Origin of the sequence: Paenibacillus sp. JNUCC-31, assembly GCF_014844075.1 — a bacterium.
In the GTDB taxonomy this organism is placed as follows: domain Bacteria; phylum Bacillota; class Bacilli; order Paenibacillales; family Paenibacillaceae; genus Paenibacillus.
On record NZ_CP062165.1, the window covers coordinates 1,671,401 to 1,698,197 of the forward strand.

General features: G+C 46.7%; 26 protein-coding genes. 9 read left to right on the forward strand and 17 right to left on the reverse strand.

Going from position 1 to position 26,797, the window contains the following annotated elements:
* Nucleotides 1-89 precede the first annotated feature (89 nt).
* Nucleotides 90-962, reverse strand: coding sequence for a hypothetical protein (locus tag JNUCC31_RS07085; RefSeq protein WP_192270015.1), 873 nt, complete (start codon nucleotides 960-962; stop codon nucleotides 90-92).
* A gap of 182 nt (nucleotides 963-1,144) precedes the next feature.
* Between JNUCC31_RS07085 and JNUCC31_RS07090 the strand changes: the two genes are divergently transcribed.
* Nucleotides 1,145-1,816: a response regulator transcription factor gene (locus JNUCC31_RS07090; protein ID WP_192270017.1), complete on the forward strand. Its 672-nt coding sequence runs from the start codon at nucleotides 1,145-1,147 to the stop codon at nucleotides 1,814-1,816.
* Nucleotides 1,813-3,255, forward strand: coding sequence for a HAMP domain-containing sensor histidine kinase (locus JNUCC31_RS07095; protein ID WP_192270019.1), 1,443 nt, complete (start codon nucleotides 1,813-1,815; stop codon nucleotides 3,253-3,255). Before JNUCC31_RS07090 ends, JNUCC31_RS07095 begins: the two co-directional genes overlap by 4 nt.
* 92 nt (nucleotides 3,256-3,347) lie before the next feature.
* Here the strand turns inward: JNUCC31_RS07095 and JNUCC31_RS07100 are convergent, their stop codons facing one another.
* The gene (locus JNUCC31_RS07100; RefSeq protein WP_192270021.1) at nucleotides 3,348-3,923 is read right to left on the reverse strand and encodes an undecaprenyl-diphosphatase; all 576 of its coding nucleotides are present in this window, start codon (nucleotides 3,921-3,923) and stop codon (nucleotides 3,348-3,350) included.
* A 126-nt stretch (nucleotides 3,924-4,049) separates the two neighbouring features.
* Between JNUCC31_RS07100 and JNUCC31_RS07105 the strand changes: the two genes are divergently transcribed.
* The gene (locus tag JNUCC31_RS07105) at nucleotides 4,050-4,715 is read left to right on the forward strand and encodes a phosphatase PAP2 family protein (protein ID WP_192270023.1); all 666 of its coding nucleotides are present in this window, start codon (nucleotides 4,050-4,052) and stop codon (nucleotides 4,713-4,715) included.
* A 158-nt stretch (nucleotides 4,716-4,873) separates the two neighbouring features.
* Here JNUCC31_RS07105 and JNUCC31_RS07110 read toward each other — a convergent pair whose 3' ends face one another.
* Complete coding sequence (locus JNUCC31_RS07110) at nucleotides 4,874-6,307, reverse strand: glycoside hydrolase family 1 protein (protein ID WP_416234426.1); 1,434 nt, start codon at nucleotides 6,305-6,307, stop codon at nucleotides 4,874-4,876.
* A gap of 112 nt (nucleotides 6,308-6,419) precedes the next feature.
* Here JNUCC31_RS07110 and JNUCC31_RS07115 point away from each other — a divergent pair, with 112 nt between their 5' ends.
* Both JNUCC31_RS07115 and JNUCC31_RS07120 read left to right on the forward strand, forming a co-directional pair.
* On the forward strand, nucleotides 6,420-7,337 hold the full coding sequence (locus JNUCC31_RS07115; RefSeq protein ID WP_192272837.1) for a helix-turn-helix transcriptional regulator: 918 nt from the start codon (nucleotides 6,420-6,422) through the stop codon (nucleotides 7,335-7,337).
* Between the two features lie 72 nt (nucleotides 7,338-7,409).
* Nucleotides 7,410-8,225: a class I SAM-dependent methyltransferase gene (locus JNUCC31_RS07120; protein WP_192270027.1), complete on the forward strand. Its 816-nt coding sequence runs from the start codon at nucleotides 7,410-7,412 to the stop codon at nucleotides 8,223-8,225.
* Nucleotides 8,226-8,327: 102 nt separating this feature from the next.
* Here the strand turns inward: JNUCC31_RS07120 and JNUCC31_RS07125 are convergent, their stop codons facing one another.
* From JNUCC31_RS07125 to JNUCC31_RS07135, 3 genes are all read right to left on the reverse strand, one after another.
* On the reverse strand, nucleotides 8,328-9,122 hold the full coding sequence (locus tag JNUCC31_RS07125; protein WP_192270029.1) for a hypothetical protein: 795 nt from the start codon (nucleotides 9,120-9,122) through the stop codon (nucleotides 8,328-8,330).
* 86 nt (nucleotides 9,123-9,208) lie between these two features.
* Nucleotides 9,209-9,625 (reverse strand): hypothetical protein, encoded by a 417-nt coding sequence (locus JNUCC31_RS07130; protein ID WP_192270031.1) that lies wholly within the window; start codon nucleotides 9,623-9,625, stop codon nucleotides 9,209-9,211.
* A 277-nt stretch (nucleotides 9,626-9,902) separates the two neighbouring features.
* A complete protein-coding gene (locus JNUCC31_RS07135) occupies nucleotides 9,903-11,183 on the reverse strand; it encodes an XRE family transcriptional regulator (RefSeq protein WP_192270032.1) in 1,281 nt (426 codons plus the stop codon).
* A 199-nt stretch (nucleotides 11,184-11,382) separates the two neighbouring features.
* Between JNUCC31_RS07135 and fabV the strand changes: the two genes are divergently transcribed.
* Entirely contained in the window at nucleotides 11,383-12,573 is a 1,191-nt protein-coding gene (fabV, locus tag JNUCC31_RS07140) for an enoyl-ACP reductase FabV (protein WP_192270033.1), read from the forward strand.
* Between the two features lie 162 nt (nucleotides 12,574-12,735).
* On the opposite strand, the gene JNUCC31_RS07145 is transcribed toward fabV, so the two are convergent.
* From JNUCC31_RS07145 to JNUCC31_RS07155, 3 genes are all read right to left on the reverse strand, one after another.
* On the reverse strand, nucleotides 12,736-13,965 hold the full coding sequence (locus JNUCC31_RS07145) for a DNA glycosylase AlkZ-like family protein (protein WP_228469562.1): 1,230 nt from the start codon (nucleotides 13,963-13,965) through the stop codon (nucleotides 12,736-12,738).
* A 160-nt stretch (nucleotides 13,966-14,125) separates the two neighbouring features.
* Complete coding sequence (locus JNUCC31_RS07150; protein ID WP_192270035.1) at nucleotides 14,126-14,350, reverse strand: hypothetical protein; 225 nt, start codon at nucleotides 14,348-14,350, stop codon at nucleotides 14,126-14,128.
* 69 nt (nucleotides 14,351-14,419) lie between these two features.
* Nucleotides 14,420-15,016 carry a restriction endonuclease gene (locus JNUCC31_RS07155; RefSeq protein WP_192270036.1) on the reverse strand — a complete coding sequence of 199 codons (597 nt, stop codon included), beginning with the start codon at nucleotides 15,014-15,016 and terminating at the stop codon, nucleotides 14,420-14,422.
* Between the two features lie 255 nt (nucleotides 15,017-15,271).
* Between JNUCC31_RS07155 and JNUCC31_RS07160 the strand changes: the two genes are divergently transcribed.
* Together JNUCC31_RS07160 and JNUCC31_RS07165 are read left to right on the forward strand one after the other, a co-directional pair.
* A complete protein-coding gene (locus JNUCC31_RS07160; protein WP_192270037.1) occupies nucleotides 15,272-16,543 on the forward strand; it encodes a hypothetical protein in 1,272 nt (423 codons plus the stop codon).
* 302 nt (nucleotides 16,544-16,845) lie between these two features.
* Nucleotides 16,846-17,712, forward strand: a complete 867-nt coding sequence (locus JNUCC31_RS07165) for a putative RNA methyltransferase (RefSeq protein WP_192270039.1) — start codon at nucleotides 16,846-16,848, stop codon at nucleotides 17,710-17,712.
* Between the two features lie 146 nt (nucleotides 17,713-17,858).
* Here the strand turns inward: JNUCC31_RS07165 and msrA are convergent, their stop codons facing one another.
* The 6 genes from msrA to JNUCC31_RS07195 all read right to left on the reverse strand — a co-directional run bounded on the left by msrA (nucleotide 17,859) and on the right by JNUCC31_RS07195 (nucleotide 23,925).
* Entirely contained in the window at nucleotides 17,859-18,374 is a 516-nt protein-coding gene (gene msrA / locus JNUCC31_RS07170; RefSeq protein WP_192270041.1) for a peptide-methionine (S)-S-oxide reductase MsrA, read from the reverse strand.
* A gap of 166 nt (nucleotides 18,375-18,540) precedes the next feature.
* Nucleotides 18,541-18,798 carry a GlsB/YeaQ/YmgE family stress response membrane protein gene (locus tag JNUCC31_RS07175; protein ID WP_017686880.1) on the reverse strand — a complete coding sequence of 86 codons (258 nt, stop codon included), beginning with the start codon at nucleotides 18,796-18,798 and terminating at the stop codon, nucleotides 18,541-18,543.
* Nucleotides 18,799-19,143: 345 nt separating this feature from the next.
* Nucleotides 19,144-20,448: an AAA family ATPase gene (locus JNUCC31_RS07180; protein WP_192270044.1), complete on the reverse strand. Its 1,305-nt coding sequence runs from the start codon at nucleotides 20,446-20,448 to the stop codon at nucleotides 19,144-19,146.
* Complete coding sequence (locus tag JNUCC31_RS07185) at nucleotides 20,448-21,911, reverse strand: RtcB family protein (RefSeq protein WP_228469563.1); 1,464 nt, start codon at nucleotides 21,909-21,911, stop codon at nucleotides 20,448-20,450. The genes JNUCC31_RS07180 and JNUCC31_RS07185 overlap by 1 nt, the downstream gene beginning before the upstream one ends.
* Nucleotides 21,912-22,509: 598 nt before the next feature.
* A complete protein-coding gene (locus JNUCC31_RS07190) occupies nucleotides 22,510-23,328 on the reverse strand; it encodes a TerC family protein (RefSeq protein WP_192270046.1) in 819 nt (272 codons plus the stop codon).
* Nucleotides 23,329-23,607: 279 nt separating this feature from the next.
* The gene (locus JNUCC31_RS07195) at nucleotides 23,608-23,925 is read right to left on the reverse strand and encodes a DUF3817 domain-containing protein (RefSeq protein ID WP_192270048.1); all 318 of its coding nucleotides are present in this window, start codon (nucleotides 23,923-23,925) and stop codon (nucleotides 23,608-23,610) included.
* Nucleotides 23,926-24,170: 245 nt separating this feature from the next.
* Between JNUCC31_RS07195 and JNUCC31_RS07200 the strand changes: the two genes are divergently transcribed.
* On the forward strand, nucleotides 24,171-25,274 hold the full coding sequence (locus tag JNUCC31_RS07200; RefSeq protein WP_192270050.1) for a glycosyltransferase family 4 protein: 1,104 nt from the start codon (nucleotides 24,171-24,173) through the stop codon (nucleotides 25,272-25,274).
* A 24-nt stretch (nucleotides 25,275-25,298) separates the two neighbouring features.
* On the opposite strand, the gene JNUCC31_RS07205 is transcribed toward JNUCC31_RS07200, so the two are convergent.
* Both JNUCC31_RS07205 and JNUCC31_RS07210 read right to left on the reverse strand, forming a co-directional pair.
* Nucleotides 25,299-25,661 (reverse strand): HIRAN domain-containing protein, encoded by a 363-nt coding sequence (locus JNUCC31_RS07205; protein ID WP_192270052.1) that lies wholly within the window; start codon nucleotides 25,659-25,661, stop codon nucleotides 25,299-25,301.
* Nucleotides 25,662-25,711: 50 nt separating this feature from the next.
* Entirely contained in the window at nucleotides 25,712-26,677 is a 966-nt protein-coding gene (locus tag JNUCC31_RS07210) for a helix-turn-helix transcriptional regulator (RefSeq protein WP_192270054.1), read from the reverse strand.
* Between the last annotated feature and the right edge of the window lie 120 nt (nucleotides 26,678-26,797).

Genomic DNA, 26,797 nt, shown 5'->3' on the forward strand with positions numbered 1-26,797 from the left:
TATAAATTATTATAACATAATGAAAATCCCCATAATGGGGATTTTTTTTCGAGCTATCACTTGGTTTGTGATTCAGTTTCCTTTTATTATTATTTCAGGAAAGACTGGGAAATTTGTTTCGCCGTATCCATCATGACCGAATTGCTGGACATCACCGTCAAAATACTCGCTCGTGTATTCACATCCATCTTCTTCAGTACATCTATCGTTTTGGCAGAGTCGGCCTGGAACAATTTTTGGATCAGCAGGGCTGCACTTGGGGAAGACATTTTGGAGAAGGTTTGAACCAGTTTCTTGACCGATTGGCTAGCTATGTTGCTATTCTGCTTGTTGATTTTACGCTGAATGAGCGCAAGATCATGATCCGTAACTACAGAGCGAGGCTTCATTTGCATGGAAAGGCCGGCAACCCGGTCCGGGTCCATTTTACTCCAAATCAGCGCCCTTTGTTCTGGGGACATTTCGGTCATGGCATACACGATCTCCAGATCGGTCAATTGTGCGAGTGCAGCAGCAGCCTTGCTTGGAGGCATACCGGCATAAGTCTTGGCAACGTCCTTGGCTGCAGCCATATGATCCGTTGACTGTACAGCCGGAACCACCGAAATTGTGGAAGCTGTGGCCTGTGGCTGAACGGATTTCGGTGCTTTCAACGAAGCCATGGATGATACCTGCGCTTGACTGACTGGATTGGCAGATGCAACAGGCGGTGTTGCACGAACCCCAGCCACGTTCTCCACGGCATGCAGTACGGTTTCCTTGACAGACGGGACCAGAAAAAATGCTGATGCTCCGGCAGCGCCAATGCAGATCAGGGCAACAAGCCACCCCATCCCCGATGATTTCTTTTTAGGCGGTGCTTTTGGCGTGATTTTGACTGGCTCAGATTTGATCTCGTTATTAGGTGTTTTGGCATATGTTGTTGAACTAATGGATTGAACCCGATTCGGCCGGCTCATCATGATCACTTCTCTCTCGTACTGGAGTTAAAGCCCAGTCTAGACCTTCTGCATTAAAATTTGATAAGAAAACCGCATTACATTTTTTAATCTTTTCCAATTTGAATGTTGTACACTGGACTTGGTAAGCTTAACCTGTAAGCTCGATCTGGCTGCCTCCAAATTAAAGGAATGGACCGATTCTAATGAAAAACATATTGCTGATTGAAGATGAGAAAAACCTGGCTCGCTTTATAGAACTGGAACTGCAGCATGAAGCCTACACGGTAAGTGTAGCCTACGATGGAAGAAACGGACTTGAACTGGCACTCGAAAAGGAGTGGGATCTGATCCTGCTCGATCTCATGTTGCCCGGCATTAATGGCGTAGAAGTGTGCCGAAGAATACGCAATATCAAACAAACGCCAATCATCATGATTACGGCACGGGATGGCGTTATGGATCGAGTCATGGGGCTTGACAGTGGAGCCGATGATTATATTCCGAAGCCTTTTGCCATTGAAGAATTGCTGGCACGGATGAGATCCTTATTTCGTCGTTCCAGCACGGTCAGCGAACATTCTTTACTTATACATCAAGGATTGCAGCTGGATCTGGAGGGACGCACTTTTCAGAGATACGGAGAGGCTGTTGAATTAACGAGACGCGAATTTGACCTGTTAGTGATCCTCATGCAAAATATCGGCCGTGTCATGACCCGGGAAATGCTGCTTGATCTGGTGTGGGGATACGATGCTGACGTGGAGACGAATGTAGTGGATGTGTATATCAGTTATTTGCGTAGTAAAATCGATGCTCCGGGTTCCCCCAGCTTTGTTCAGACGATACGCGGTTTGGGTTACGGGATTCAGAAATGATTCGCCGGATTCGAAAATATCTTCCCCGTGCCCATTGGTCTATTCGCTGGAAACTGACGATCTGGATTTCACTCTTGCTTGGCGCATTGTTTATTGTCTATAACATTGTCCAATACTTTGTCATCAACGAATGGCTCATTGTTCAGGAAAAGCAAAACATTGAGAAAAGCATGAATGAGATCGAAAGTTACCTGCAAGAGAAAGAAGTGTCAGCAGCGCAAATTGCAGATAACCGTTCTTTAATTACCAAGTTAAATCAGGAGAATCAGATGATCCGCATTCTAGACCAGAAAGGAACTGCACTGCTTGAAGTAACCGACCGCCTTCCTGAACAGTGGGTTGAGCCGCAAACGGTGCAAAAACGCATTTTGATCACTGCATGGCATTACGAAGATCACCTGCTTATTATGAGGTCTCCACTCATGACCACCAAGTTTAGCGGGACGATTGAAATCGTGACTAACCTGGAAACTACGGACAAATTAAGCGATATGCTGTTGCTGGTGATGTTTGCCGGGGGGATTGCAGCTGTGGGATTAAGCATCCTGGGCGCATTTCTGTTATCACGCCAATTCGTCAAGCCCATTATGACTATGAATGCAACGATGATCCAGATCCAGCAGAAAGGACTTCATGAGCGCGTCGATGTGCCCGATCAACATGATGAACTGTCCAATCTCGCCCGGATGTTCAACCGCCTGATGGATGAACTGGAGCTTTCGTTTCAGCAACAAAAGCAGTTTGTCGAAGATGCTTCGCATGAGTTGCGTACACCCATTGCCATCATTGAAGGACACATTTCCCTGTTGAACCGTTGGGGCAAGCATGACCCGGACGTCTTGAATGAGTCCCTGGATGTCTCGGCCGAGGAACTTAAACGGTTGAAAACCATTGTGAATGAACTGTTAATGCTCAGCCAATCCGAGTCCGGGCACATTGCAGTAGACACTGCGGTCGATCTTCGCCAGACTGTCCAGCATGCGCTCACCAACGTTGTGCAGTTGCACCCGGCCGCTGCCTTTGACATTGATCTGGAGCACCTATCCGGTATTGAAGTGGAGATCCTTCCTCAACATCTGGAGCAGATTCTGCGGATTTTGGTTGATAATGCCGTTAAATATTCACCGCTGACCAAAGAGATTCAGGTCTGCGGAACGCGACGTGACAACGATATCTGTATTCAGGTTGCCGATAAAGGCATGGGGATTCCAAGAGAAGACTTGCCTTTTGTTTTTGATCGTTTCTACCGTGTCGATAAAACCCGCAGCCGTGAACAAGGCGGTACTGGCCTGGGACTCGCCATTGCGGAACGTCTCGTCAAACGGTACAACGGAAAGATATTCATCGATAGCCGGGAAGATGAAGGAACTACCGTGACCATTCTGCTTCCCGCATACCTGCCTTCTGAAAGACGGCAAACCGAAACTGCTCATGCATAAGAGGGCTGTCAAACAGCCCTCTTATGCACCACACTCCAGCATGGAATCCTGATTCTGGAACAGCTGATCTGAAGCATCGGATGAACAGCATTTTATTTGCTTTTTTTTGAATGGGATGCATTGGCCTGTGAATGGATGACCAGCGCTGGAAGTTTCAACCAGATGAAGATCTGTCTGACTCCCCACGCACTTCCCACACCAAGGAGTGCTCCGGCAGCTACATCCGAAGGATAGTGTACGCCAGACCATACTCGGGCAAATGCAATACAAGCGGCAACGAAAACCCAACCCCATCGGTACCTGACGTGACCCAGCCAAAAGGCAGTGGCACATGCAAATGCAACCGTCGCATGATCACTTGGAAAGGAAGCATCCGCACTATGGCTGATTAATTGAATGACCGAATGAGTCACAAATGGGCGATCTCTGTACAGCAAGTGACCTATAATAAAACTGGCGGCGGTACCGGCACATGCTGCCAGAATGGCTTGCAGTGACATCAGGAGGTTTCTACGATTCTTCGATACCCCATACGCAAATATGCCCACCGGGAACATAAAAATCGCAAATTTCGCAAAGAATATCATGATGCCATTCAAGTATGTGAGCTGTCCCGACTGCAAGTTAATCCAGTGAAAAAGCTGGTAATCTATTAATATGAAAGACATAGGCAATCCCCTTTTCCCATTTTTAAAGAACCTGCATTTGATCATAGCCCTCTTTTCTGGGAACAGCTTTAAGGGGGGATTAGAGAACGATAAGAAAAAAGACACCCTGGAGGAACATAACTACGGATGCAAAATTTAAAAAAGAACATTTCCATCCCACTGCTCGCCGCAGCACTGAGCCTTGCTGTATTTGCAATCATTGCCCTGTCCATCAGCGATAACCAGATCCATCAATTTGACGATTCTCTGATTGCGTGGATTCAGGGCATGGAATCCCCCAGCATGACCCGGTCAATGGAGTTCTTTACCTGGATTGGCAGCGGCTTGCCCGTCATCGGTATTACAATCATTTCAATGATCGTGTTGTATGTCTTTTTGAGGCACCGACGGGAGCTTCTGTTTCTGGGCTGTGTCATCGCAGGTTCAGCGATACTGAACACCCTGCTGAAGCTCGTGTTTCAACGTGCGCGACCAACCATTCACCGTATCATTGAAGTAACCGGATACAGCTTCCCCAGCGGACACTCCATGGCAGCGTTCAGCCTGTACGGGGGACTGGCTTTTCTGATCTGGAAGCATATACCTACAGCAGCCGGACGTGTACTGATGATTATCGTGAGTGCAGGCTTCATACTGACGATTGGCATGAGCCGCATTTATTTGGGCGTGCATTATCCCAGTGATGTAGTCGGAGGTTACTTTTTAAGTGGATGTTGGCTTGCCACATGCATATGGTTCTACCAGCGCTATTTGGAACGAATCTCCCTGCTGCAGTCCAGGAAGCTGGCCTAGACCTTGTCTCTTTTCACAAGCACTTTTCAGGAGGTTTTACGCTAATCCGCCAGCGCACATCCTTGATTACACCCTTGTCGAATACAAAGAACCTCATGGGCAATCCTGCACCCGTGAGGTTCTTTTACGTCATTATGATTCCATTTTATCGTGGCAACTTAAAGCTCCTCGCCATTGGATTCAATGACTTTTTTGTACCAGTGGAAGCTCTTCTTCGGTGTTCTGCTGAGATCACCATTACCGTCATTGTCCTTGTTCACATGAATGAAGCCATAACGCTTCTTCATCTCGCCCGTGGATGCGCTAACCAGATCGATACATCCCCACATCGTGTAAGCGATAAGATCTACTCCATCGGCAACGGCTTCTTTCATTTGTTCAATGTGACCCTTCAAATAATCAATACGATAGTCATCCTGAATGGAGCCATCTTCCTCGACCACGTCCACTGCACCCAGCCCGTTCTCCACGACCATCAATGGAATCTGGTAACGGTCATACAGGTGGTTCAGGGTGTAACGCAATCCTTTCGGATCGATTTGCCAGCCCCAGTCGGAAGCCTCCAGATAGGGATTTTTGATACCGCCAAGAAGGTTTCCTTCTGTTTTCTCCAACGAATCATCAGCACTTTCAACCATCGACATGTAATAGCTGAACGAGTAGAAGTCCACGCATCCTTCACGCAGTGTTTGCTCATCTTCCGGCTGCATCTCGATCTGGATGCCCTGTTCCGCAAAGAAGCGTTTGGCGAAGCCGGGATACGCTCCTCTAACTTGTACATCGCCGCAGATCATGTTGGAAATTTGATCCTTCTTCTGTGCCAGCAAAATATCGTCTGGATTACATGTGTTCGGATAGGTTGTCATGAAAGCGACCATACAGCCGATTTGGAAATCAGGGTTGATCTCATGTCCCAGCTTCACCGCTTTTGCACTTGCTACAAATTGGTGATGCAGCGCCTGGAAGCGGGTCTGTGGATCATCAACGCCATCGATCAGTGTCTCTTTACCTTCAAACAGGATACCTGCAGCCATATAAGCCCCCATTGGCATCGTCAAACAGTTAATCTCATTGAAGGTCAGCCAGTATTTCACCTGATCTTTGTATCGGGTAAAGAGGGTTGTACAATATCGGATATAACAATCAATCACTTCGCGGGAAGCCCAGCCGTTATATTTCTGGGTCAGACCAAATGGCGTCTCGTAGTGAGAAATGGTCACGAGCGGTTCAATGTTGTACTTTTTCAACTCGGCAAAGACGTTGTCATAGAACTGCAATCCCTCTTCGTTTGGCTCCAGATCATACCCGTTCGGGTAGATTCGGGACCAGTTGATGGACATGCGGAACATTTTGAAGCCCATTTCGGCCATCAGGGCAATATCCTCTTTGTAATGACCGTAAAAATCAACCGCTTCGTGGCTCGGATAATATGTGCCCTCTTCCAGTACTGGTGTAATGCGTCGTGGTGTTGTGTGAGTACCACCTGTCATCATATCGGAAGTGCTTGGGCCTTTGCCACCCTTGTCCCATCCACCCTCAAACTGATTGGCAGCCGTTGCGCCACCCCAGAAAAATCCGTCTTTCATCGACATCATTCATTCCTCCTTATGATCTTCGTAACACTGTACATCCAGTGTACCACCCATACCCTGACACCTACTGTCATGGTATAATATCGGCATGGAAAATAACCGATTATTCAGAATGCTATTGCTGTTATTGGAGAAAAAGAAAGCTACCGCTCCCGAGCTCGCGCGTTTGTTCGAGATATCCGTGCGCACGGTGTACCGTGATATCGACAGACTGAGTGCAGCGGGTATTCCCGTATACACGACAACCGGAAAGCATGGCGGCATCCATCTCATGGACAACTTTGTCATGGACAAATCCTTGTTATCCGAGGATGATCAGAATGAAATTTTGCTTGGATTATATAGCGTCAGCGCCATCCCTCACCTTAACACTGCCCATATGCTCAAACGTTTAACCGCCCTGTTTGATCACAAGCTGGATTGGATCGAGTTCGATTTCTCACCCTGGGGCAGCATTCCACAGCAGGAGAGGGAACTGTTCAATCAGGTCAAGCAGGCGATCTTCACGAATCAATGGATTACGTTTCACTATGTCAATTCGGATGGAGAGAAGAGTGTTCCGACCGTTGAGCCGCTCAAACTTTTGTTCAAGAACAGTACCTGGTATTTCAAGGGGTATATTCACGACGAGCACGACCGGAACGAATTTCAGACATTCAAAATGAAACGCATTACCCAGCTGAAATTTCTGCCGAGGGTTCCCCGAAACAATATGAACATCGGATTACCGGAAAATGAGACTCAAGTCGCTATCAATCAAATCGCTCTGGAACTGTCGTTCTCCTACGCTATTGCGTATAGGGTGTATGATTTTTTTGAACCCTCCCGCATTGAAAAAGAGCCCGATGGCAGGCTGCGCGTTGCCCTTGAACTGAATGAGGGAGAATGGCTGTACTCCTTCCTGATGTCGTTCGGATCGGACCTGACCGTAGTCAAGCCTCCACACATTGGACAGGAACTGCTCAGACGACATATCAAAGCGGTAGAACATTTGCAACAGGTCGTTAACAATAGGTTGAAGAATGAATGATATAATTGAGCTCTGATCATCTGTTGATTCTTTTGCTTGGCTATCGATCCATTTCCTGAAGGAGGTTTGTCCATGCAAGACATTAGACGTAACAATGTGGAACGATTCAAGGGTTTCGGTACGTTATATGACCAGAACCGGCCTGCTGCGCCCACCGAGGTCGTGGATATTCTGACGAATTATTTGGGCAGCAAACCTCGCATGGTCGCAGATGTTGGCTGTGGTACCGGTTTATCCTCGTGGATTTGGCTGGATCAGGCAGAACGAGTTATTGGTGTGGAACCGAGCGACGACATGAGAGCTGTTGCGGAGTCCAAATGGGAGGCGGCAGGCAAGCCGGACCATCTTCGCTTTGTGTCCGGGCTGTCTCATGAACTGGGACTGCCCGATGGCAGTGTGGATATTGTAACCTGCTCACAGTCGTTCCACTGGATGGAACCCGAGTCCACACTACGCGAGTTCGCGCGTGTACTTCGTCGGGGAGGCATTTTTGCCGCTTACGACTGTGACTGGCCCCCTGTGCTGGATTGGCAACTGGAGCAAGCGTATCTACAGCTGAATACCGAAGCCGATCATCGAGCAGCCAGTCTGGCCCCCCATGAAAATCAGGCACATAAATGGAGTAAAGACGGACATTTGCAGCAGATTCAGCAATCCGGCTTATTCCGTTATTCGCGTGAAATTGTGTTTCATCACCGGGAAACATTCGATGCAGACCGATACGTCAATCTGGCCCTGAGTCAAGGAGGATTGCAAACGGCGGTTAAGCTTGGAGCCACTGATCTGCTCGCGGCAGCAGACGAGTTCAGACATTTGGCTGCCCGCATATTTTCCGGTGAATCCAGAGAAGTTTTGTTCTCTTATCGGATGCGACTTGGCATCGTCTGACCTCAAGCTAAGCTCATCCAGATTCCCCCTAAAATAAAATACACAAAAGAAACCTGCCCATCACTTGAATCGTGATGGTACAGGTTTTTTGTTCAAACAGCATCAGGATGAGAACAAATTGCTTAGTTGTTCTTCCTGTACACTCAGTGCCAGCATCAACTTTGACGGGTCCTGCTTCGAATAGATCACGTTAATAATATGACCTTGCTGAACCTGAGGTAGGACAGATGGATAAATTTCCTTCGGTATCGTCACCTTAAACGTCTCTCCATTTGACTTCGTTACACTAAGCGTTAGCTGAAGTTTTATTTTGCCATTACCTCCGCTTCCAAGTGGAGTAACATCCAAAATTTTGGCCATCGCTTTCTCGCCCGTTCGTGCAATATCCATCATCTCAGGTGCCACGCCATGCTGCACCATCTTCTCATTCAGCAATTGCTGTATATCTTCCTGCGATAGCCTCCCCTTCAGATCAAGCCCTACCTTGTGTTCATCCTTCACAGAGACCACTAAGGGAATTAAGCTGCCCGGCTGGAACTGAGCCATAGACGTTAACGGTATAATGGTTCTTAACTCGGTATCGTATTTCTCCCGTCCTTTGCGGGAAACGGTCAGAGCCAATCGAACTTCCGGCTGCTCATTAATATACGTTCCCGTCTGCTGGACGCTCTTAATGACACCAACCGCTGGTAAACCTGATTTCACCCGTCCTACGCCAAAGATATTACCCAAAATGGAGGGGATAAAGATCAGCCCAAATCCGGCAAAAATGGCCGGTGTATACCACCATGCCTGCATAATGATAAAAGGATCATTCCACAGCTGCTGTGCCAGAAACGGGGAGAACCCTACCCCAAATACAGTCAATACGCCAATGAATCTCAGGAATCCTACCATATCCCCCACCCTCTCTATCTCTCTTTTACACGTTGTTAATTGCATTATTGAACTAGTAGACTACCCTCTCGTAACCCGAGCACCTTCTAGACGGATAACAGTCCCATATAGATCAGCTCAGAGGGATTCGCTGGATTTTGGCCCAATCCTACCCGATCTCCCACGCGTGGAATCTGCATCTTGGACACCAGAGTCTCCAGTGTTCGCTGATACTGATTGCCGTTTGTCTCTGTCACATCCAGAACAAGCACAACAATCGGATCAAAATTGATCAATTTACCTGTATCCGTAATCGTGAGCACCGTGGCAGTTGCAGTTAATGGAAGAGCACCACTTGCTGCCAGTTGCGCCTGCTTCGCTGAATCCAGACTCTGATTGATGGCCTCCCGGTGTTCCTTCGATACAAAACCTTTCATCATCATGCCGGTGAGTCCTTTATTCATCATTTTATCCGCTTTGGCAATCGCATCTTCCTGCTTGTTCTTTTTACCAAACCATCCCATTGTGAACACCTCATTTGTTTTATTGTTGGTTATAGTTAAATTATAATCACGAGGGCTTGTCCTTGAATACCCTTCTGGCCGCATACAAAAGAAACGAAAAATTCGGCAAATGAAACACAGAATGATCGTCTCTTTTGTATACATTGGAGTTAATTCCGCAAAAAAAGAGCCGCTACACGGCTCTTGAATGAAGGATCAGCAACTATATTTTGTGCCAGATCCGTTGTTGACGTACAAAACCCACCCTGAAAATGGCCTTTTCAAGCTGATTTTCCATTTATTTTTTGCGTAACAGATAAACCAGCTTCCGATAGTACATGGCAGCTTCCTTATATTTACGCTGATCCTCAGACACCACGGCCATTCCCTCATATAACGGTTCAAGCCGCATGAAATGCTGTACGGACTCAAAGTAAGGCAGACATGCAAGTGCACGCTCCATAAACACTTCGCGATCTCCATGCGCTAGAGCCAGATGACTCTGGTAGAACGTTCCGCTCATCTGCTGATCCTGGGTCATTGCACATTTCAATAGTTGATCCACACTCTGCGCAAGTACACCCCAATTCTTCCGTGCCAGTGCCACTTCACACCGATACACACTCACTAACGGCTTCATGGCCTGCTGGGTTTCTTCGAGTTCCTGCTGCAAAAGGGATTCGAATCGCTCGATCTCCGACTGCGCCTGATCCAGCTCCCCCGTCATGGTTAACATGACAATTCGATTATTCGCAATGGCAGTGACCAGATCTCCCTGATTCCCGGCATACACCAGATTCGCCTCCGCCATCGTCAATGCCGAGAGCGCCTCCTGTACCAGTCCCATCGCAAAGCAATATCCGCTGTACGCCACATATAAGCCGGACAACCGATGAAACAGCCGCTGATCATAGACATGTCTCATGGTGAGATCGAACACCTGCTTGGCATCTTCGTACTGTTTGACTTGAATGTAGGCTTCCATCTTGATATTTTGCACAGACAGCCAGAATTCACTACCAGGAAGGGCCAATTCACTGAGCCTCGTTGCGTGCGTTAACACATCCACATAGGCAAGCTTGGAACGATAGTATTGCACTTTGTAATATAATAACGCCTTCGCTAACGGACGCGGCAGATCAACATCGTCAGGACGGCCGTATTTCTCCAAATAAAAATTCAAATAGGATGTATGTATATATTCATAAGCTGCTGCATCATTTAATTGCTGATAATAGACCGCCTTCATCAAGGCCGTGGTCAGCTCTACTGTCAGCGAATCATCCCGATCCTCCAGCCCGTGCACGATATCTTCCGATATAGCGGAAGCCGGAACTGACATTTGTTCAAAGATGGCTTCAGCCCGTTCCAATGTTTCATCATCCTGCGCTGAAGCATTCACCAAATAGGCTGGTTTAACGCCCAGCCGTTCAGCAATAGCTGCAGCCAAGTCTTCAGGGAGTGGATAACGATCCGCCAGAATATTGGCAAAGTGAGCCTGCGTGACCAGACCTTCTACAAGGTCTTTACGGGAGATTTGTTTTCTTTTGCTCAGAAATTCAATCCGTTCCTTCAGCATGGCTCGTATTCCTTTCGTTTCAATCCTTAGAATCTTCTATATAATATCATCCCGGAAGAGAAGCTGGAATACCTGGATGTAGGCCATATCCATCGAAACGGTTTCCGTTTCGGGGGCAATTGTTTTACAATAAGGAGGTATGTACAGGAATATGATCCATTAATGATGACAAGAGTTGACTATGAAAGGATGCAAATGAATGATTATTAAACCAAGAACACGTGGTTTTATTTGTACGACTTCCCATCCTGTAGGCTGTGCTGCACAAGTACAGGAACAGATTGATTATGTGAGATCCCAGCCAAAGCTGGACGGACCGCGTAACGTACTCGTTATCGGGGCCTCTACGGGATATGGACTCGCTTCGCGCGTCGTATCCGCATTTGGTGCCGGAGCCAACACCATCGGCATTTACCGCCCAAGCAGCTCTACAGAGAAACGTACGGCTTCAGCAGGCTGGTACAACTCTGCTGCATTTGAGAAAGCTGCGGAAGAAGCAGGACTGAAATCGTACAGCATCACAGGTGATGCCTTTGCCAATGAAACAAGAGAAAAGGCCGTTGAACTGATTCGCAGTGAACTCGGTCAAGTCGATCTGGTCGTTTATAGCGTAGCCTCCGCACGCCGTACCGACCCCAACACAGGTGAAGTATTCAACTCCGTGCTCAAACCGATTGGGCAATCGTACACGAACAAAACAGTCAATTTCCATACCGGAGAAGTGACGTCCGTTACGATTGATCCGGCATCCGATGAAGAAATCCGCCAGACGGTGGCTGTGATGGGCGGAGATGATTGGGAACTGTGGATGGATGCCTTGCAACAAGGTGGTGTACTCGCCGACAACGCAACAACCATTGCCTTTTCTTACATCGGTCCTGAACTTACGCATGCGATCTATCGTGATGGCTCCATCGGCCAGGCCAAAAACCATCTCGAAGCGACAGCACACAAGCTGAATGATCGCCTGAGTGCAACAGGTGGACGTGCTTACCTCACCGTAGCCAAAGCTCTGGTAACCCAATCGAGCTCTGCCATTCCTGTAGTGCCGCTGTATATCTCTGCATTGTACAAAGTCATGAAGGAAAAAGGCTTGCACGAGGGCTGCGTGGAGCAGTTACAACGCTTGTTTGCTGAACGCCTGTATGCGGGAGGAGAAGTTCCAACCGATGAAGCAGGGCGCATTCGTATCGATGATTGGGAGATGAGAGCAGACGTTCAGGAAGAAGTGGCGAAGCTCTGGAGCGAGCTGACCACAGAGAACATCTACGATCTGTCCGATCTGGAAGGTTATCGCCGTGAATTCTTCCAGCTGTTTGGTTTCGAGACCGACGGCGTGGATTATGAAGCAGATGTTGATCCAAACGTTGAAGTACCGCACTTGCGTTAATTGAAATGCATATTAACCTACGTGGGCTGGAGAAAAAGCAAGGTTTGCGTTTCATGGTGAAATAGTAATTAGAGGGAGCCGGCATGGCTCCCTTTTTAGTTTCATTTTACAGGACTGGTGTACACTCTTTTCATCCCGCTTTCTTGTTTTCCGCTACTTGAATCAGATTGACTTGAGCAGCTTTTTCAGTTCATTCGGGACTGTCTTCTCTACCGTAATAGAACGCGCTCCATGCATCGTTGCAAAGAATTGGAGCCCCTCCCGAAAATCCGCGATCCATTCCTCCACAGGCGGAGCGGCCTCTTCCATGGATAACAATCGAACCGTCAGCACGCCCGTTTTGCGATCCAGTCGCGGGTCCATGCGTCCAATCAGCCGATCTCCGTGAAGAATGGGCATCGCGTAATATCCGTAGGTGCGTTTCACCTCTGGTGTGTAAATTTCCCACTTGTAATGGAAATCAAATAAATCCACAATCCGTTCCCGTCTCCACAGCAGGTTGTCCAGCGGGGGCAGGAATCGTACCGGACCTGATGGATCAAAATGCGATTCTTCTTTTTCCATCTCAAGCAACAAAGCTTCATCTTCTGCACGGATGTAATAAGGCGTCGCAACGTCCTCTACCTCCAGCGGGATCATGCGACCATCTGCCACACGTGCAGCAATCTCATTCCGACGTTCAGCAGCCGTGGATTTCGTCCAGCCCAAGCGCGGATCTCGGACGTCCACAACCCGATAGGCGTGAATGTACTTGTCCATCAGAGCCTGCCTTTGAGTCAAAAGATCGATCTCCGCGGTCATGGATTGGCCCTGCTCCATCAATCCGGATTCCGTAATGTGAAAATAACGTTCATTCCCCTGCCTTGCCACAACACGAATGGCAGCTGAATCCAACAGCAAGTTCAACGCGAGTGTGGTGTCCTTCGTTTTCGGTACGTCGGGACTGTCCCAATATCCACTTACCCGTTCGACGGCACGAAAGGCTCTTGAGGGTAACGGTCCTTCTTCTTCCAAACGCTTCAGCACATGCTGGACAGTCTTCTCCAGCCTTTGCAGGGAAGGAGCCAGACGATCCCGTAATCGGGCACGCACAGGTTCGAACAAAGCATAGTCTTCAATCGGAATAACACATGCGGCATTGGCAAAATATTCGAACACTTGATGATTACTCAGCAAGGTATGTAAATACTCGGAGGTATAGCCCGGATCACGAGCGCCAAGCACCAAATGTTGATTTCCGGTTACGGCTGCGACTGGATCAATCTGAACGCAGCCAAGGGAGCGGATCAGCTGCATGACCTGTTCGGGTCCCGAGGGCAAGGTAGCGGCAGGCCAACGTGCCAATAAAGATTGCGTTTGCAGCAAAAAACGCCGAACGATTCTTTTATTCATGCGCAGCACTGTGGTCATATGTAGGGTTCTTCCCTTCAATTAAGATATGAGGAAATATAGCGGCAGCTATTCAAATTCAAATTCAAATTCAAAAGATATATTGATTTTAACAGTCCAAAGGGTACATTCCAACCAAAGGAAGAGCTTTACTATAATGATGCTACCCAGCCATTCGCACCCTAGAGACAAAATAAAAAGAAGCACCACCATCCTGGGTCCGCTTCTTGTGTTTGACCTTTTGCAATTTTTCCTGTTTCGTGGGCATGAGTCGAACATGCTGGGATAACGCTCCATAATCTCCGTTTACTCTTCGACTTTGCTCAGGGCACCATTGTCCTGACCGTTCTGCTTTGCGCAATGCTTTTTGCGTTTGTGTACGTGCCATTGTAATGAACACACTCCCTTGATTGGTATGCACTCAATATATCATGTGCAGCCAGACAAGTGAAGGTGATTAACGTGGAACTCTTTTGCGCCTCGATTGCCACGTTTCCACAGGTTCATGATCATCTTCCTCGATCAGTTCCAGTGCCTCTTCCATTCTTCTGGACTTAAACAACATGATCAGGTCTACTAAATCTTCCCGATCCAGCAGCTTCACCCCGTTGACCGCCGCCAGCGTGCGGCATGCTTCCGTATATCTGGCTGAGGTGAGCACGATGGAGCGGTCTGCCTCATAATAGCGCATGGACGTGTAGATTTCCTGCACTGCGCTTAGCCCTACCGGATGATTTGCTCCGTAACGCTTGGCCTGAATGACATTACGTCTGCCTGCTCTATCCACAAATACAAGATCCGCACCAAAATCCCGGCTGCTTGTCGTCTTATGTACTTCGTCATAACCGAGCTGTTGGAATAAGTGATACAGATACAGTTCAAACTCCGATCCATCCTGCATTTTATCGATATCCTTAATCGTAATCTTACGCGGATTCGCTTCACTTCGTATACGTTGCCCTCGACGAATCCCACGGCGAATGATCCAAGCGATGAGTAGTAAAAGGACAATTACACCAATACCCACAGTGGTCATATTTTCATTCCAGTTCATGTCTGTTCTCCTTGTCGTTCCTCTAATCTGTCTGGCTCTTGCCTGATTAGCCAATGTCACCGGACTAAATATAGCAGACTTCTCCCCCAACAGGAAGAAGATGAATTCCCTGTAACCGTTAAAATTCGCAAAACAACAATAATCATATATTCTAATGATAAAAGGTTACAGACACTCAGGTTGAATTACACATGCATGAAATGGTAGAATTCAACAATCGGTTCTATTTTGAATCGAAGAAAGGTGGTTTGTAACTTGCATACATCCAACAAACGAAAGTCCAAAACATGGGCTGCCCTCATTCTCAGCGGCACGCTCCTCTTCAGCCTGCATACACCAAGCTACGCAGCAGACTCAAGTGCCCCACTGCCAAAGGCTGCCTGGACCTCATCTTCACTCGCACTCACTGAAGTGAACACGGAGAAAGACGTCATCATCAAGGAATTGAATGCTGTTCCGTCCAAAAACCTGGTGTACGTTCATTCTTCACAGCCCGTGATCAAAACAAGCAGCAATACCAAACTGGATTGGCAGCTGGATTCGCTCCAGGCACTGGATGCCACGACAGGACAATTGAAGTGGAACGTTATTTTCCATGAGAAAAGCGGCCCTTATACGACGTACTCCAACTCCCTCTATTCCAGCTACGGCACAGCCTATGTATATATGGAATATTCCGATGGAACCAAGAAAGTATATTCGTATAATACAACCGGCAAAACCAACTGGGTCAAGACCCTAAATAATTCATCTTCCATCTACCTGCTGGATAATGATACATTACTGGTTGCCTCAAGCGCAGGTGTGCAATCGAATGGTTCTGTGCGTTCGGCTATCTCGCTATATGACAAAAAGGGCAAACTGATCACGGAAAAGACCATTAACGGCGCTGTGCTCAAAGCAGGCAGCAATCGAATCGTCGTAGACGCCAGCAAACAAACCAAAGTCGGCAACTTCTGGCAAGCAGCGGCCAATCCCAAAGTGGAGATCTATGATCGCACGCTGAATCGTCTTTCTTTCTATCAGTTCCCAAGTAATGCCAACACCCTGGGAGACGGCGGCGGTGAATCACTGGCCATTCTGGATGATGGCTCCGTGATCATGCGTGCGAATTTCGCGAACACAGGCAACAAACTGATGGGCTTTGGCACCGATGGCAAGATGGCCTGGGGCCGTGCCATTGCCGGTGATGCCTATGTTCAAACCGCTGGCAACGGATATACCGTGTTTACAGGTCAGAAGCTGGAGCTGTACACCATGAAGGGTAAAGTCACAGAGCGAACGTTCAAAGATCAGCAGGAAGCGTTGATGGTTGTTGAGCGTACACAGGATCAAAATTACAAACTGAATTTTGCCAAAGCAGGTTATATCCTTGATCCGCAGACATTGGACACCGAACATGAATATGTATTTGCTTCCTCTCCTGGATTGCTCGATGGATATTCAACGTACAATGATCATATCATCTATCAAATCAATAACGATGCATTATCCAAGTATGTATTGAAGACAACCTCAGCTAAATAGAAAATGGAGCGCTCTGGTTGACCGACTAACGGTTGGACAGGGCGCTCTTTTATTTCACAAACGGTGTAATCCCCTCTCTTTTATCCTCTCTGCGCAAACTGTTATAATAGTATCGTTAACTTTTTCACCCTACTCTTCATTGGCAAAAGGAGCGTAGCCCTCCCATGATTATTCAATTCATTCGGTACAGATAACTGCGGGCATAACATCAACCTCTTTTTTTTAAAATGTACGATATAGAGGTTTATTTGTTATGCCCTTTTCTTCAGTTATCCAGATCTGAATGAATGGGGTGCTATTCCATGTCAATCCATCGCAGAGAACGTAGTGCTGCGCTTATTCAAGCCTATATCCATATGCTTAAATGTCCCGTCTGTCATCGTACAATGACAATGATTAGTCGGGACCATATTCAATGCAGTTCCAGACACAGCTTTGATTTGGCAAGACAAGGCTATATCAATTTTATGACACGCTTTTTCAAGGGCAACTATGACAAACGTTTATTTACGGCCAAAAGGAATATTCTAACTCAATCTGCGATCTATACGCCTCTGATTGTACTCATTCGCAATTGGATTGAAGATTATACTACTGACAGCAGTCAGCCCTTGCATATTCTGGATGCAGGTGCAGGAGAAGGGACCCTGTTGGAGCAGATTACACAGAATACTCCGGCTGTAGGCTGGGGGATCGACATCGCCAAAGAGGGGATTGCCATGGCTTCCTCTACCTACGACCAGCAAATCTGGTTTGTCGGTGATCTGGCTTACAGTCCTTTTGCAGAGGGGCAGCTGGACGTGATCCTGAATATCCTCTCCCCTTCGAACTATGAAGAGTTTGGACGGATTATGAAGCCTGATGGCTTGATCATCAAAGTGATTCCCCGTGAGCAATATCTAATGGAACTGAGGGAGCTTTTGCTCCCGGAACGACAAGACCATATAGACAGCCGGGAGTATGTATTGGACCGCTTTCGCAACCATCATCACCTTATAGAGAGCATTCCGCTGACATACACCCTGCCCGTAACGGAAGTTATGGTGAATTCAATTATTCATATGACACCCCTCTCTTGGCATGGAACAGAAACAGCCATAGCCAGCGTTCAAAAGTCCTTGTCGCAGATCACCATTGATTTAGAAATACTTGTGGGGAAACGCAGATAAGAACTGTAGCCATTGAGGCTGGAACAAACATCCTCAGCATTCTCCTGTTCATTGAACAACCCAATAAAGCCGGGATAGTTCCTGTTGGAACTAATCCCGGCTTTTCCATGCAAGCTGATGACACCTGACTGAAGTACTGAAATCAATTATTTCCAGTTTTCTTCAATGAATTCATCCCGTCCGGATAACGCACGGTCTTCTTTATAATGCTTCTGATTCTTTTTGTGGTAATCTTGATGGTAGTCTTCTGCTGGATAGAATACAGCAGCGTCCCGAATCTCGGTGACTATCGGCTGCACGAATCGTCCACTGGCTGCAAGTTCCTGTTTGGACTGCTCAGCCAATTCACGCTGACGCTCGTTATGTACAAATACAGCAGTTCTATATTGAGTACCCCGGTCCTGGAATTGCCCTCCGTCATCGGTTGGGTCAATCTGAGGCCAGTACAGCTCCAGCAGTCTTTCGTACGGGAATACCTCTGGATCAAATGTAATTTCAACAACCTCAACATGACCGGTCTCCCCTGTTTTGACCTGCTCATATGTTGGATGATCGACATGACCGCCAGTATAGCCGGATACAATACCATGAATGCCTGGCTGCTCTTCAAACGGTGTAACCATACACCAGAAGCATCCCCCGGCAAATGTTGCTTTTTCCATTCAGATTCATCCCTTTCTTTTGTACATCTATATCTTAAAACAAAAAGAGGTTGATGGAAAGCCACCTCGTGGACTTCCATCAACCTCTTAAGATCATTTGTTACATTAACCGTCATTCAAATTGCTCGTTGCCGACTTGATATATATTCAAGAGATCTTGAATGCGTTACCCGCGGCTGCGACCCATGGAACGGAAGATCAAACTTACGATCGCTACAAGTACGATAGCACCGATTAATGCCGGCACAATGTAGAATCCGCCCATTTCAGGGCCCATATCTCCCAGAATCACTCCGCCTAACCATCCGCCGATAAAACCGGCAATGATGTTACCGATAACGCCGCCGGGAATGTCACGACCAACAATCAGACCTGCCAACCAACCAATGATACCACCGATAATTAATGACCATAACCAACCCATATCATTCACCTCTAATTAAAGTTTTTGTTGTTGTCTGTCTACTATTAACCGCTACAGAAGGATTTAAACAATTGGCATGAAAATTGTTGTATATTACCTTTTGTTCATATGCTCTTTCCTCTGTCATACAACATGTAACAAACCACTGAAAACAGTTCGCGTCACTTTCCGGCATCTTACACAGTTCAGGACTGCGATATGTACCTCCCGAAAGTCATTGTATGTTGGATCAGACAGCCTTAGTATACCCATTTGAGGTGATAATATTTTTGGTCTATTTTTAAAATTTAACATAAAAGCAAAGCAGCCGTTCCGGTTACAGTTACCCAAAAAATTTATAGTCTATTAATAAAAACCTGCACGTCCCTTGCCTGGCTGTGTCAACCAGTTATGTTTATGACTCTTATCCAGCTCTCCCCGCATCGACTGAATGATTTGCACAATGTCCGTATGTCCATTCTGATGCCATTCCAGGGCTGCGCTGACATACAGTTCTCCCAGCTGTGCCAGAGAGAAGGTATCCGTCAATCGGGCGGCTTCAAGCGTTCCCTCTTCCCCCGCAAAGGTTTTGAAACCGCGCTGATGCAAATACTGCAGACGCAGCGCTTCGTCCGGCAGCGGTATCTCATAAGCCCGATCAAACCTTCCGGCACGGTTCATGAGGCCAGGGTCTATTTTCTCCGGATAATTCGTTGTGCCAATCAGGAAGATCCCTTCTTTGGACGTTGCCCCATCCAGTGTATTCAGGAAAAAGGAACGCACTTCATCGGGCATGGAATCAATATCCTCAATGATCAGCACCATCGGTGCCAAACGTTTGGCTGCCTCAAACACTTCACGCACCGATTCACTGTTTGTGTATTCTGTAATTTGCCAATATGCAGCAGGCCCCGGTACGCTTCCCGCAATGGACTTCACAAGGGTAGTCTTGCCATTTCCAGGGTGTCCATAGAGCAGAATCCCCCGCTTATACGGAATATCGTAATCTCGATAAAAGGAGCGATCCGCCTCGAAAAACTGATCCAGCGAGCGGAAAATATCCTGTTTAATTTGCGGAGAAAGTACAACCTCATCTCTTCCCACAGCCCGGGTAATGGATTCGACATGACGGTCACTGCCATTGCGTGCATCCGTGTAAACCGTAACTTTTTTCATATTTTGCTGCCGTTCCCGTTCCCGCACACTGCCCAGAAAATCCTTTAATTCCTCTTCTCCTGTAGCAAACACAAAATCCTCTTGGTAGATCCCGTTCTCCCGGAAGAATGGAATGCGGACGAGCGCTACGCCCCACTGGGGATAGGCAAATACATTGTTACGAATCGAATAATGCACACCATACGATGGTGTATCTCCATCGTCCTCATAGTGCAGTGTACGCAGCTCAAGGTCTTCAAAAATCCGGGCAACCAGCTCCACTTCATCACTGTTGCTTTGCAGATCTTCTTTGAGTAGATCCCAGTATTCACTGTTCGGATCATCGCTGGCATAAAGTTCATAACGAACACCGTAACGATTGCCGAGCGCTTCAATGATGCCTCGAATCAGGCGGGCATATATGGCATAGCCTTCGTTTCGAATATGACTGTCTAGTTGCTCCTCATAGGAATAGATGACTTGATTATGATTCGTTTGTTCTTTCTCTATGGTCATTACTTCGCTCCCTTCACAGCGGCAAGTGGTTTACATTTGGCTACAACTTGAGCCAGACCTGCGCCAGTAACACTATCGATAATTTCATCGACATTTTTATACGCTTGCGGAGATTCATCAATAATGGATTCAAGTGAACGCTGATTCACCACGATCTCATCTGCTGTACCCACACCCAACGCCGTGGCAAAATCCTCAACGGTAACCAGACGCTTCGTGGCTGTACGTGAACGAATGCGTCCTGCACCATGGCAGATTGAATAATAGTTATCGGCTCCCTCGGGTTGACCCACCATGATATACGAAGCGGTCCCCATCGAACCAGGAATAAGAGCGGGATGACCTGTTGCCAGGTATGGCTTAGGATTATCCGGATGTCCTGCAGGCAATGCTCGTGTAGCCCCTTTGCGATGAACAAAGACCGAGCCTTGATCCGCGTGTGATTCCTCCCATGCATAGTTGTGCATCAGGTCATATAGGGTACGGAATTCGCATTTCGGACCAAACACATCCCGAAACGCTTCGCGAATGGCATAAGCAATCAGATGGCGGTTAACCACGGCATAATTCAGCGCAGAATACATCATATTGACGTAATGGCGACCTTCCGCATGTTCAAGCGGCGCAAAAACCAGTCTTGGGTCGGAAGTTCCCAGCCCATTTCGCTGCATCACTTTAGCTATAGCCGATGAACTGGTTTGGCTTACATACCCTCCCCAGGCCCGTGAACCGGAATGGATCATGACAACAATTTGTCCATCGTACAAGCCCCAAGTTTCGGCGATCTCTCGATTTTCCTCGGCAATTTCAATCGCTTGAATCTCGGCAAAATGGTTGCCTCCACCCAAGGTTCCCAGCTGACGATGAGCACGATGCCACGTCATATCTGGTACATGGTTTAACACTTCCTCATCATAGCTAAATTTACTGCTTTCTACATGGGTGATGGAAGTCGATTTTTTCGGTGTATAACTGTCCGGAATATATTTTTTGGGTAAGCCATGTAAACCCTTGCGTACAATATGCTCCAGACGGATATCCGAGTAATGACCACGCTGATTCGCCTCCATCGGCAGCACTTTTTCAATGGCTTTCACAAGTTTGCGGCGCAGCTTCACGTCTTTCAGATCGTCCTTATGCAAATTGGTCATATGCACCCGCATGCCACATCCGATGTCACTGCCCACGATGGATGGAGATACATAGCCACTCTTGGCGTCCCATACCGCCGTCGTTCCGATGCAGGTACCTACTCCGACATGCACGTCAGGCGTGTAACTCATGTAGGAGATGCCCGGAATTTGCAAATTGTTATTCGCCATTTCAAACACCTTGTAATCCAGCGAGGAGAACAGCTGTTGTGCCGCATAGACGGTTAAATCTCCAGCAGGCAGCTTGACTTCATGTCGGTAGCCACCTGAGATTTCATTTGGACTTGTAAATAAATGAGGTTGTGTATTCATAAATGTTTATTATTCCTTCCTGTACGTTCAGCTAATTCGGTTCATTTCAAAAATTGAACCTAACGTTCTTCCGAATTCATATCCATATTCAGTACAACAAAAAAAGAAGTCACGGACAGTTCGCCCGTGACTTCTTCATGACAATAACGGATAACAAAGCAGCATGAACATGCCGCGTCTGTTCTCCATTGCTATATAAGCCGAGAGTAGCATATCGATTAATAACGCTCCAACCATAAACGATATGCATCTTCCCCTATGTCGCCCGTATGAGGCCAAAGAGACGATGAACTGGATATACAATTGTGTCTGTGCTTCGTAGTGTCATTGTGGATTTCAAATCATAACCAACCATCATATCTCTCGGCCTCCCTTCATTAATATTATGTTTATATTAAGCGGACTCGTTTCAGTGTGTCAACCCTTTTCTTGGAAAGTCCCCTATTCTGCATATGTATTGGATTTAACCTTCGTGCCAATCAATTATATAAAAAAAGCAGGGTCTGTAAGGAACAGACCCTGCTTACTCAAGCATATCATGATGTTAGATATCGATTATTTAGGGTACATGTTTTGACAGATTAGACTTTACATCTTGTTATTTCCCTGCTTGTTTTTCCAGATCTCCCACAGGGTTCTCATCTTCTTTTTCAGGAACTTTGGAGGACAGGAACCAACCGCATACTGCAATGGTAATCAATACGATATAGAATCCAAATTTCCAAATTTTATTTTCCGGGAAATGCTCATCGAGTACGCCAAGTGATGGGTGTGCCAATGTAATGACTGCCAGCTTAACCCCAACCCAACCTACAATAACGAAGGCTGCAACTTCAAGCCCTGGACGGGAATGAAGCAGCTTGACGAAGAACGAAGCCGCAAATCGCATAATCACGAGTCCGATGAATCCACCAAGGAAAATGACGATAAACTGTCCACCGTCAAGTCCGCCAATAGGAGGCAATCCACTTGGTGGCAATGCCACAGCAAGGGCAACCGCTGCCAGTATGGAGTCAACTGCGAACGCGATATCCGCCACTTCCACCTTGAATACAGTCATCCAAAAACTGGATTGTTTTTTTGGTTTTTTGGGCGTGGAATCAGCCGCTTCATCTGTTTTGTTTCGGCTTCCCAACACCTTTTTGACAATGTGGTTTATTGAGATGTACAAGAGGTACAGGGCACCAATCGCTTGAACCTGCCACACGTCCACCAGGAATGAGATCAGGAACAGTGAACCCAATCGGAAAATGAACGCCCCCACCAAACCATAAAACAACGCTTTTTTGCGTTTATCATCAGGTAAGTGCTTAACCATAATGGCAAGAACTAGTGCATTATCCGCTGCAAGTAGCCCCTCCAGGACTACTAGGACGACAAGTACCCACCCATACTCCAATAATAATGATAACTCCAAAATTGACTCCCCCTTAGTTTCCTTATGATGTACAAAAAAAGGACCTTTACCATCGCTGGTAAGGTCCTTTATATTCACAAAAAGAGACCTTTACCCAGCATGAAAACTTGGTAAAGGTCTCGCTAACAACAAAATTGCTGCCAATAAAGCCGGGGATATAATCCCGAACTGACGACTTTACTGTGAAAGCTACTCCCCTTTAACATCAGGAAATATGTAGTTTTTAGTTGAAACGGGTTTAATAACCTGTTCTCATCATATTCATAACGATATGCAAAGTCAAGCTTTATTTGACTGTCTGCGATCCAACTTGCGAAAGACGAACCAATCATAGACAAAATTGCCCAGCGGGACAACCGAGACAAAAAATATAGCAATCGGACGGCGTAAACGCCACTTTTGCGTAGTATACAGACTAACCATAAATAACATATACATCAGAAATAAAAAACCATAAATATTGCCAAACCATACGACCGCCTGAGGCATAATCCCCGCATCACGTAAGGGAAAAGCAATAAACAACAACAGCACATATGAAAGGCCCTGCAACCACATCATCAGTCGAAAACGCCCAAGTGGTGAATGTAACATCATTTTCCTCCTGCTTCTCATACACATCACAAATTACTTGCAACCTGTTCAGTATATCACAAAAAGGCAGTTCCCTCATGCTTACCGATTTAGCATATTATCCCTTCCATATTGTTGCCATTTAGACTCTTCGTTCTTTTCAAATATTTTAATTTCACGCCCATATTTCATAGGAGCCAAATCCTCTCCTAACGCATAGGATACATGACGAAGATTGTTACGGATGTCGGACAAGGAGGAGCCTGTTGATGAAAATAGCTATGGTTGCGCCTGAAAAACTGCCTGTGCCGGGTAACGGTTCAGTCGAAATCTGTATTCTGGGTATTGCTCGCGAACTTGCACTCCATCACCAAGTGACAATCATTAGCCGTCAGATGCCAAACCTTGCTATCACAGAGCGAATGGACGGCATTACGATCCGACGCGTGCCCGCAAGCAGCCCTACCGAGTACACCAAGTCAGTCATCCGTTTATTGAAAATTCACCCCTTCGATCTTATCCAGGTAGACAACAGACCTTATAGCATGGCTGCCGTTAAACGCGCTTTTCCCCACTTGCCTGTGGTCCTCTATCTTCACTCGTTAACCTTTGCTCAACCTGGACCTGCAAGATTAGCGCTGTTAAAACAAGCCAATTGGATTGGCGTCAATAGTCAATCCCTGAAACAAAGGCTTGGTCGCAGATTTCCTTCCCTGAAAAGACGTATGGGTGTCGTACCCCTGGGCGTGGACCTAGACCGCTTCTCGCCTGCAAATAAAGGAGAACAGCAGCTTCTGCAGAAACAGTTCGGAATTACGGGGTCATCATTCTCCATACTATATGTGGGCAGACTGATTCCCGGGAAGGGCGTGGATGTGCTGATTCGCGCAGTATCCCTTCTTCAACCTCAGGTACCCGTACAATTGATCGTTGTTGGAAGAGGACCTCAAGCGTACGTTCGTAAACTGCGACAGCTTGCAAAAAAATTAAAGGTTGATGCATCCTTTCGGGGTCAGGTCGCCCATAAACATATTGAACGTTTGTACCGGGCAGCCGATTGCCTGGTTTGTCCCTCACAGGAGCATGAGGCCTTTGGACTGGTTAATGTGGAAGCCATGGCTTCCGGACTGCCTGTCATCGCTTCGGACAATGGGGGCATTCGTGAGATCATTACATCCGGAAGTAACGGATACCTGGTGAAAGAGTATAACGATCCCCACAGTTTCGCTACCTACCTGTACAAACTGGCAGACAATCCTTCACTTGCCCGTTCCCTTGGAGAAGCTGGTCGTGTTAGTACCGTTGAACATTTCAGTTGGGCCCAAACAGCTATGCATCTTGAATCAGCCTATACAAGACTCATCCGCGGATAAATGTTGGTGCACCTGTGCTTTTCGTCAAGCTTTTTCACGTGACTGCCAATCTGAAATAAAACGGTCCATATGCGGAACAGGCACATACATCATTTCAATTAACTCCACAATAATCATATCTTTCATGGCAAACCTCACTTTAGCACAGGTCTGTTGGCGGAAAGCATCATAGATTCCCGAGCCTGTCCAGCAGCCGTGAGGAGTAAGATGTGGATGATTAACAATATATCCAACCGTCCCAATGGGCGGAACTACGACCTTAATGGCTTCGCGGTCCACTCGATTATCGGGATCTTTGACCAGAAAGAGGGTATCGCCTACATTTAAAGCTTCTACGCCATGATAATGTTCCATTCCATACATGGCTGCAAATAATTTGGTACTCATCACAAAAGCTCCTTTTACCCATTTTTTTTCGAATTTAGAAGGGGTTGAAATTATTGATCTTCCTCATAGTGCTTCATCCACTCTATGAGTTGTTTACGAATTTCTTTACGATATTCTCGGGGCTCAAGGACCTCCGCTTCGGGACCAAATTGATATAACCATTTCAGAAATTCACGACTACTGTTCAGCGTAACTTCGAATAACAATCCACCATTCGGCAAATCCGTCATTCGTGGACGAACAAACATCTCTTCTTCTTTTATGTAGGGGGCCACTTTCTCAGTGAATCTTACTTTGAAATGAATAAGTTTATCCCCACGATCAATGGACCATGTGTTTTTCATGAACTGCGTTATGTTGAAATCACCCATTACAAAATGGGTATTGGTATGTACAACGTCCAGAAAGCGACTGAGCCTAAACAAACGTACTTTCTTCAGCAAGTGGCAGTAACCAATCAAATAGAAACGCTGATCACGCGGAATGAGGAAATAGGGATCAATGTCCCGGACCGTAATTTCATTTTTCGTAAGCGTGTGGTACTCGGTTCGAATCGTTTGCTGGTCCAGAATGGCTTCAATAACTGGAATAAGCAGATTCGGATATTTCCCTTCTTCCCGATATGCAGGCGTGCCCATACGAATAATACCTGCAATATTCTCTACTATTTCGCTGTTTCTCGTTTTTAATTTGGCGTGGGCTGACATTACCTTATCAAAAGCCGAATCGAATTCAGCGGGAAGTTGTGAGGTATCCACTACGGATGGAAGCATGGAGAAGACCATCGCTTCCTGTTCCGTAAAATCCAGAGGATACATGGCAAATTCACCAATAAACCGATACCCCTTGCCATAACCTTCGTTCATAATAGGGGCAACCCTGTCCAAAATTCGGAGATCGCGATAAATCGTGCGTACAGTTGTACCGCATTTCAACGCCAATTCTTTGGCGGAAATTCCGGGATTCGCTTGTATAGCCTGAAGTATACGCAGCAGACGAATTAATTTCTCTGTCATGTCGTTTCTCCCCTTCGATATTTTATCGGCAAGGAAAACTAGTTCCTTTAGTACAGTACTAAATCTTTAGTCCCAAATTCATTTTCGCAAATTCACCTTACATGTATAGTTCAATCGGAC

Bases quoted from the DNA above. Each gene is read 5' to 3' on its own strand.
- JNUCC31_RS07185 (WP_228469563.1), bottom strand. From the start codon at position 21,911: ATGAATACACAACCTCATTTATTTACAAGTCCAAATGAAATCTCAGGT.
- JNUCC31_RS07135 (WP_192270032.1), bottom strand. From the start codon at position 11,183: ATGCTGAAGGAACGGATTGAATTTCTGAGCAAAAGAAAACAAATCTCC.
- JNUCC31_RS07155 (WP_192270036.1), bottom strand. From the start codon at position 15,016: ATGAACTGGAATGAAAATATGACCACTGTGGGTATTGGTGTAATTGTC.
- JNUCC31_RS07120 (WP_192270027.1), top strand. From the start codon at position 7,410: ATGCAAGACATTAGACGTAACAATGTGGAACGATTCAAGGGTTTCGGT.
- JNUCC31_RS07125 (WP_192270029.1), bottom strand. From the start codon at position 9,122: ATGGTAGGATTCCTGAGATTCATTGGCGTATTGACTGTATTTGGGGTA.
- JNUCC31_RS07115 (WP_192272837.1), top strand. From the start codon at position 6,420: ATGCTATTGCTGTTATTGGAGAAAAAGAAAGCTACCGCTCCCGAGCTC.
- JNUCC31_RS07205 (WP_192270052.1), bottom strand. From the start codon at position 25,661: ATGAGTACCAAATTATTTGCAGCCATGTATGGAATGGAACATTATCAT.
- JNUCC31_RS07150 (WP_192270035.1), bottom strand. From the start codon at position 14,350: ATGGCACGTACACAAACGCAAAAAGCATTGCGCAAAGCAGAACGGTCA.
- JNUCC31_RS07085 (WP_192270015.1), bottom strand. From the start codon at position 962: ATGATGAGCCGGCCGAATCGGGTTCAATCCATTAGTTCAACAACATAT.
- JNUCC31_RS07095 (WP_192270019.1), top strand. From the start codon at position 1,813: ATGATTCGCCGGATTCGAAAATATCTTCCCCGTGCCCATTGGTCTATT.
- JNUCC31_RS07165 (WP_192270039.1), top strand. From the start codon at position 16,846: ATGTCAATCCATCGCAGAGAACGTAGTGCTGCGCTTATTCAAGCCTAT.
- JNUCC31_RS07200 (WP_192270050.1), top strand. From the start codon at position 24,171: ATGAAAATAGCTATGGTTGCGCCTGAAAAACTGCCTGTGCCGGGTAAC.
- JNUCC31_RS07100 (WP_192270021.1), bottom strand. From the start codon at position 3,923: ATGTCTTTCATATTAATAGATTACCAGCTTTTTCACTGGATTAACTTG.
- JNUCC31_RS07130 (WP_192270031.1), bottom strand. From the start codon at position 9,625: ATGGGATGGTTTGGTAAAAAGAACAAGCAGGAAGATGCGATTGCCAAA.
- JNUCC31_RS07145 (WP_228469562.1), bottom strand. From the start codon at position 13,965: ATGAATAAAAGAATCGTTCGGCGTTTTTTGCTGCAAACGCAATCTTTA.
- JNUCC31_RS07195 (WP_192270048.1), bottom strand. From the start codon at position 23,925: ATGATGTTACATTCACCACTTGGGCGTTTTCGACTGATGATGTGGTTG.
- JNUCC31_RS07180 (WP_192270044.1), bottom strand. From the start codon at position 20,448: ATGACCATAGAGAAAGAACAAACGAATCATAATCAAGTCATCTATTCC.
- JNUCC31_RS07210 (WP_192270054.1), bottom strand. From the start codon at position 26,677: ATGACAGAGAAATTAATTCGTCTGCTGCGTATACTTCAGGCTATACAA.
- msrA (WP_192270041.1), bottom strand. From the start codon at position 18,374: ATGGAAAAAGCAACATTTGCCGGGGGATGCTTCTGGTGTATGGTTACA.
- JNUCC31_RS07090 (WP_192270017.1), top strand. From the start codon at position 1,145: ATGAAAAACATATTGCTGATTGAAGATGAGAAAAACCTGGCTCGCTTT.
- JNUCC31_RS07110 (WP_416234426.1), bottom strand. From the start codon at position 6,307: ATGTCGATGAAAGACGGATTTTTCTGGGGTGGCGCAACGGCTGCCAAT.
- fabV (WP_192270033.1), top strand. From the start codon at position 11,383: ATGATTATTAAACCAAGAACACGTGGTTTTATTTGTACGACTTCCCAT.
- JNUCC31_RS07175 (WP_017686880.1), bottom strand. From the start codon at position 18,798: ATGGGTTGGTTATGGTCATTAATTATCGGTGGTATCATTGGTTGGTTG.
- JNUCC31_RS07105 (WP_192270023.1), top strand. From the start codon at position 4,050: ATGCAAAATTTAAAAAAGAACATTTCCATCCCACTGCTCGCCGCAGCA.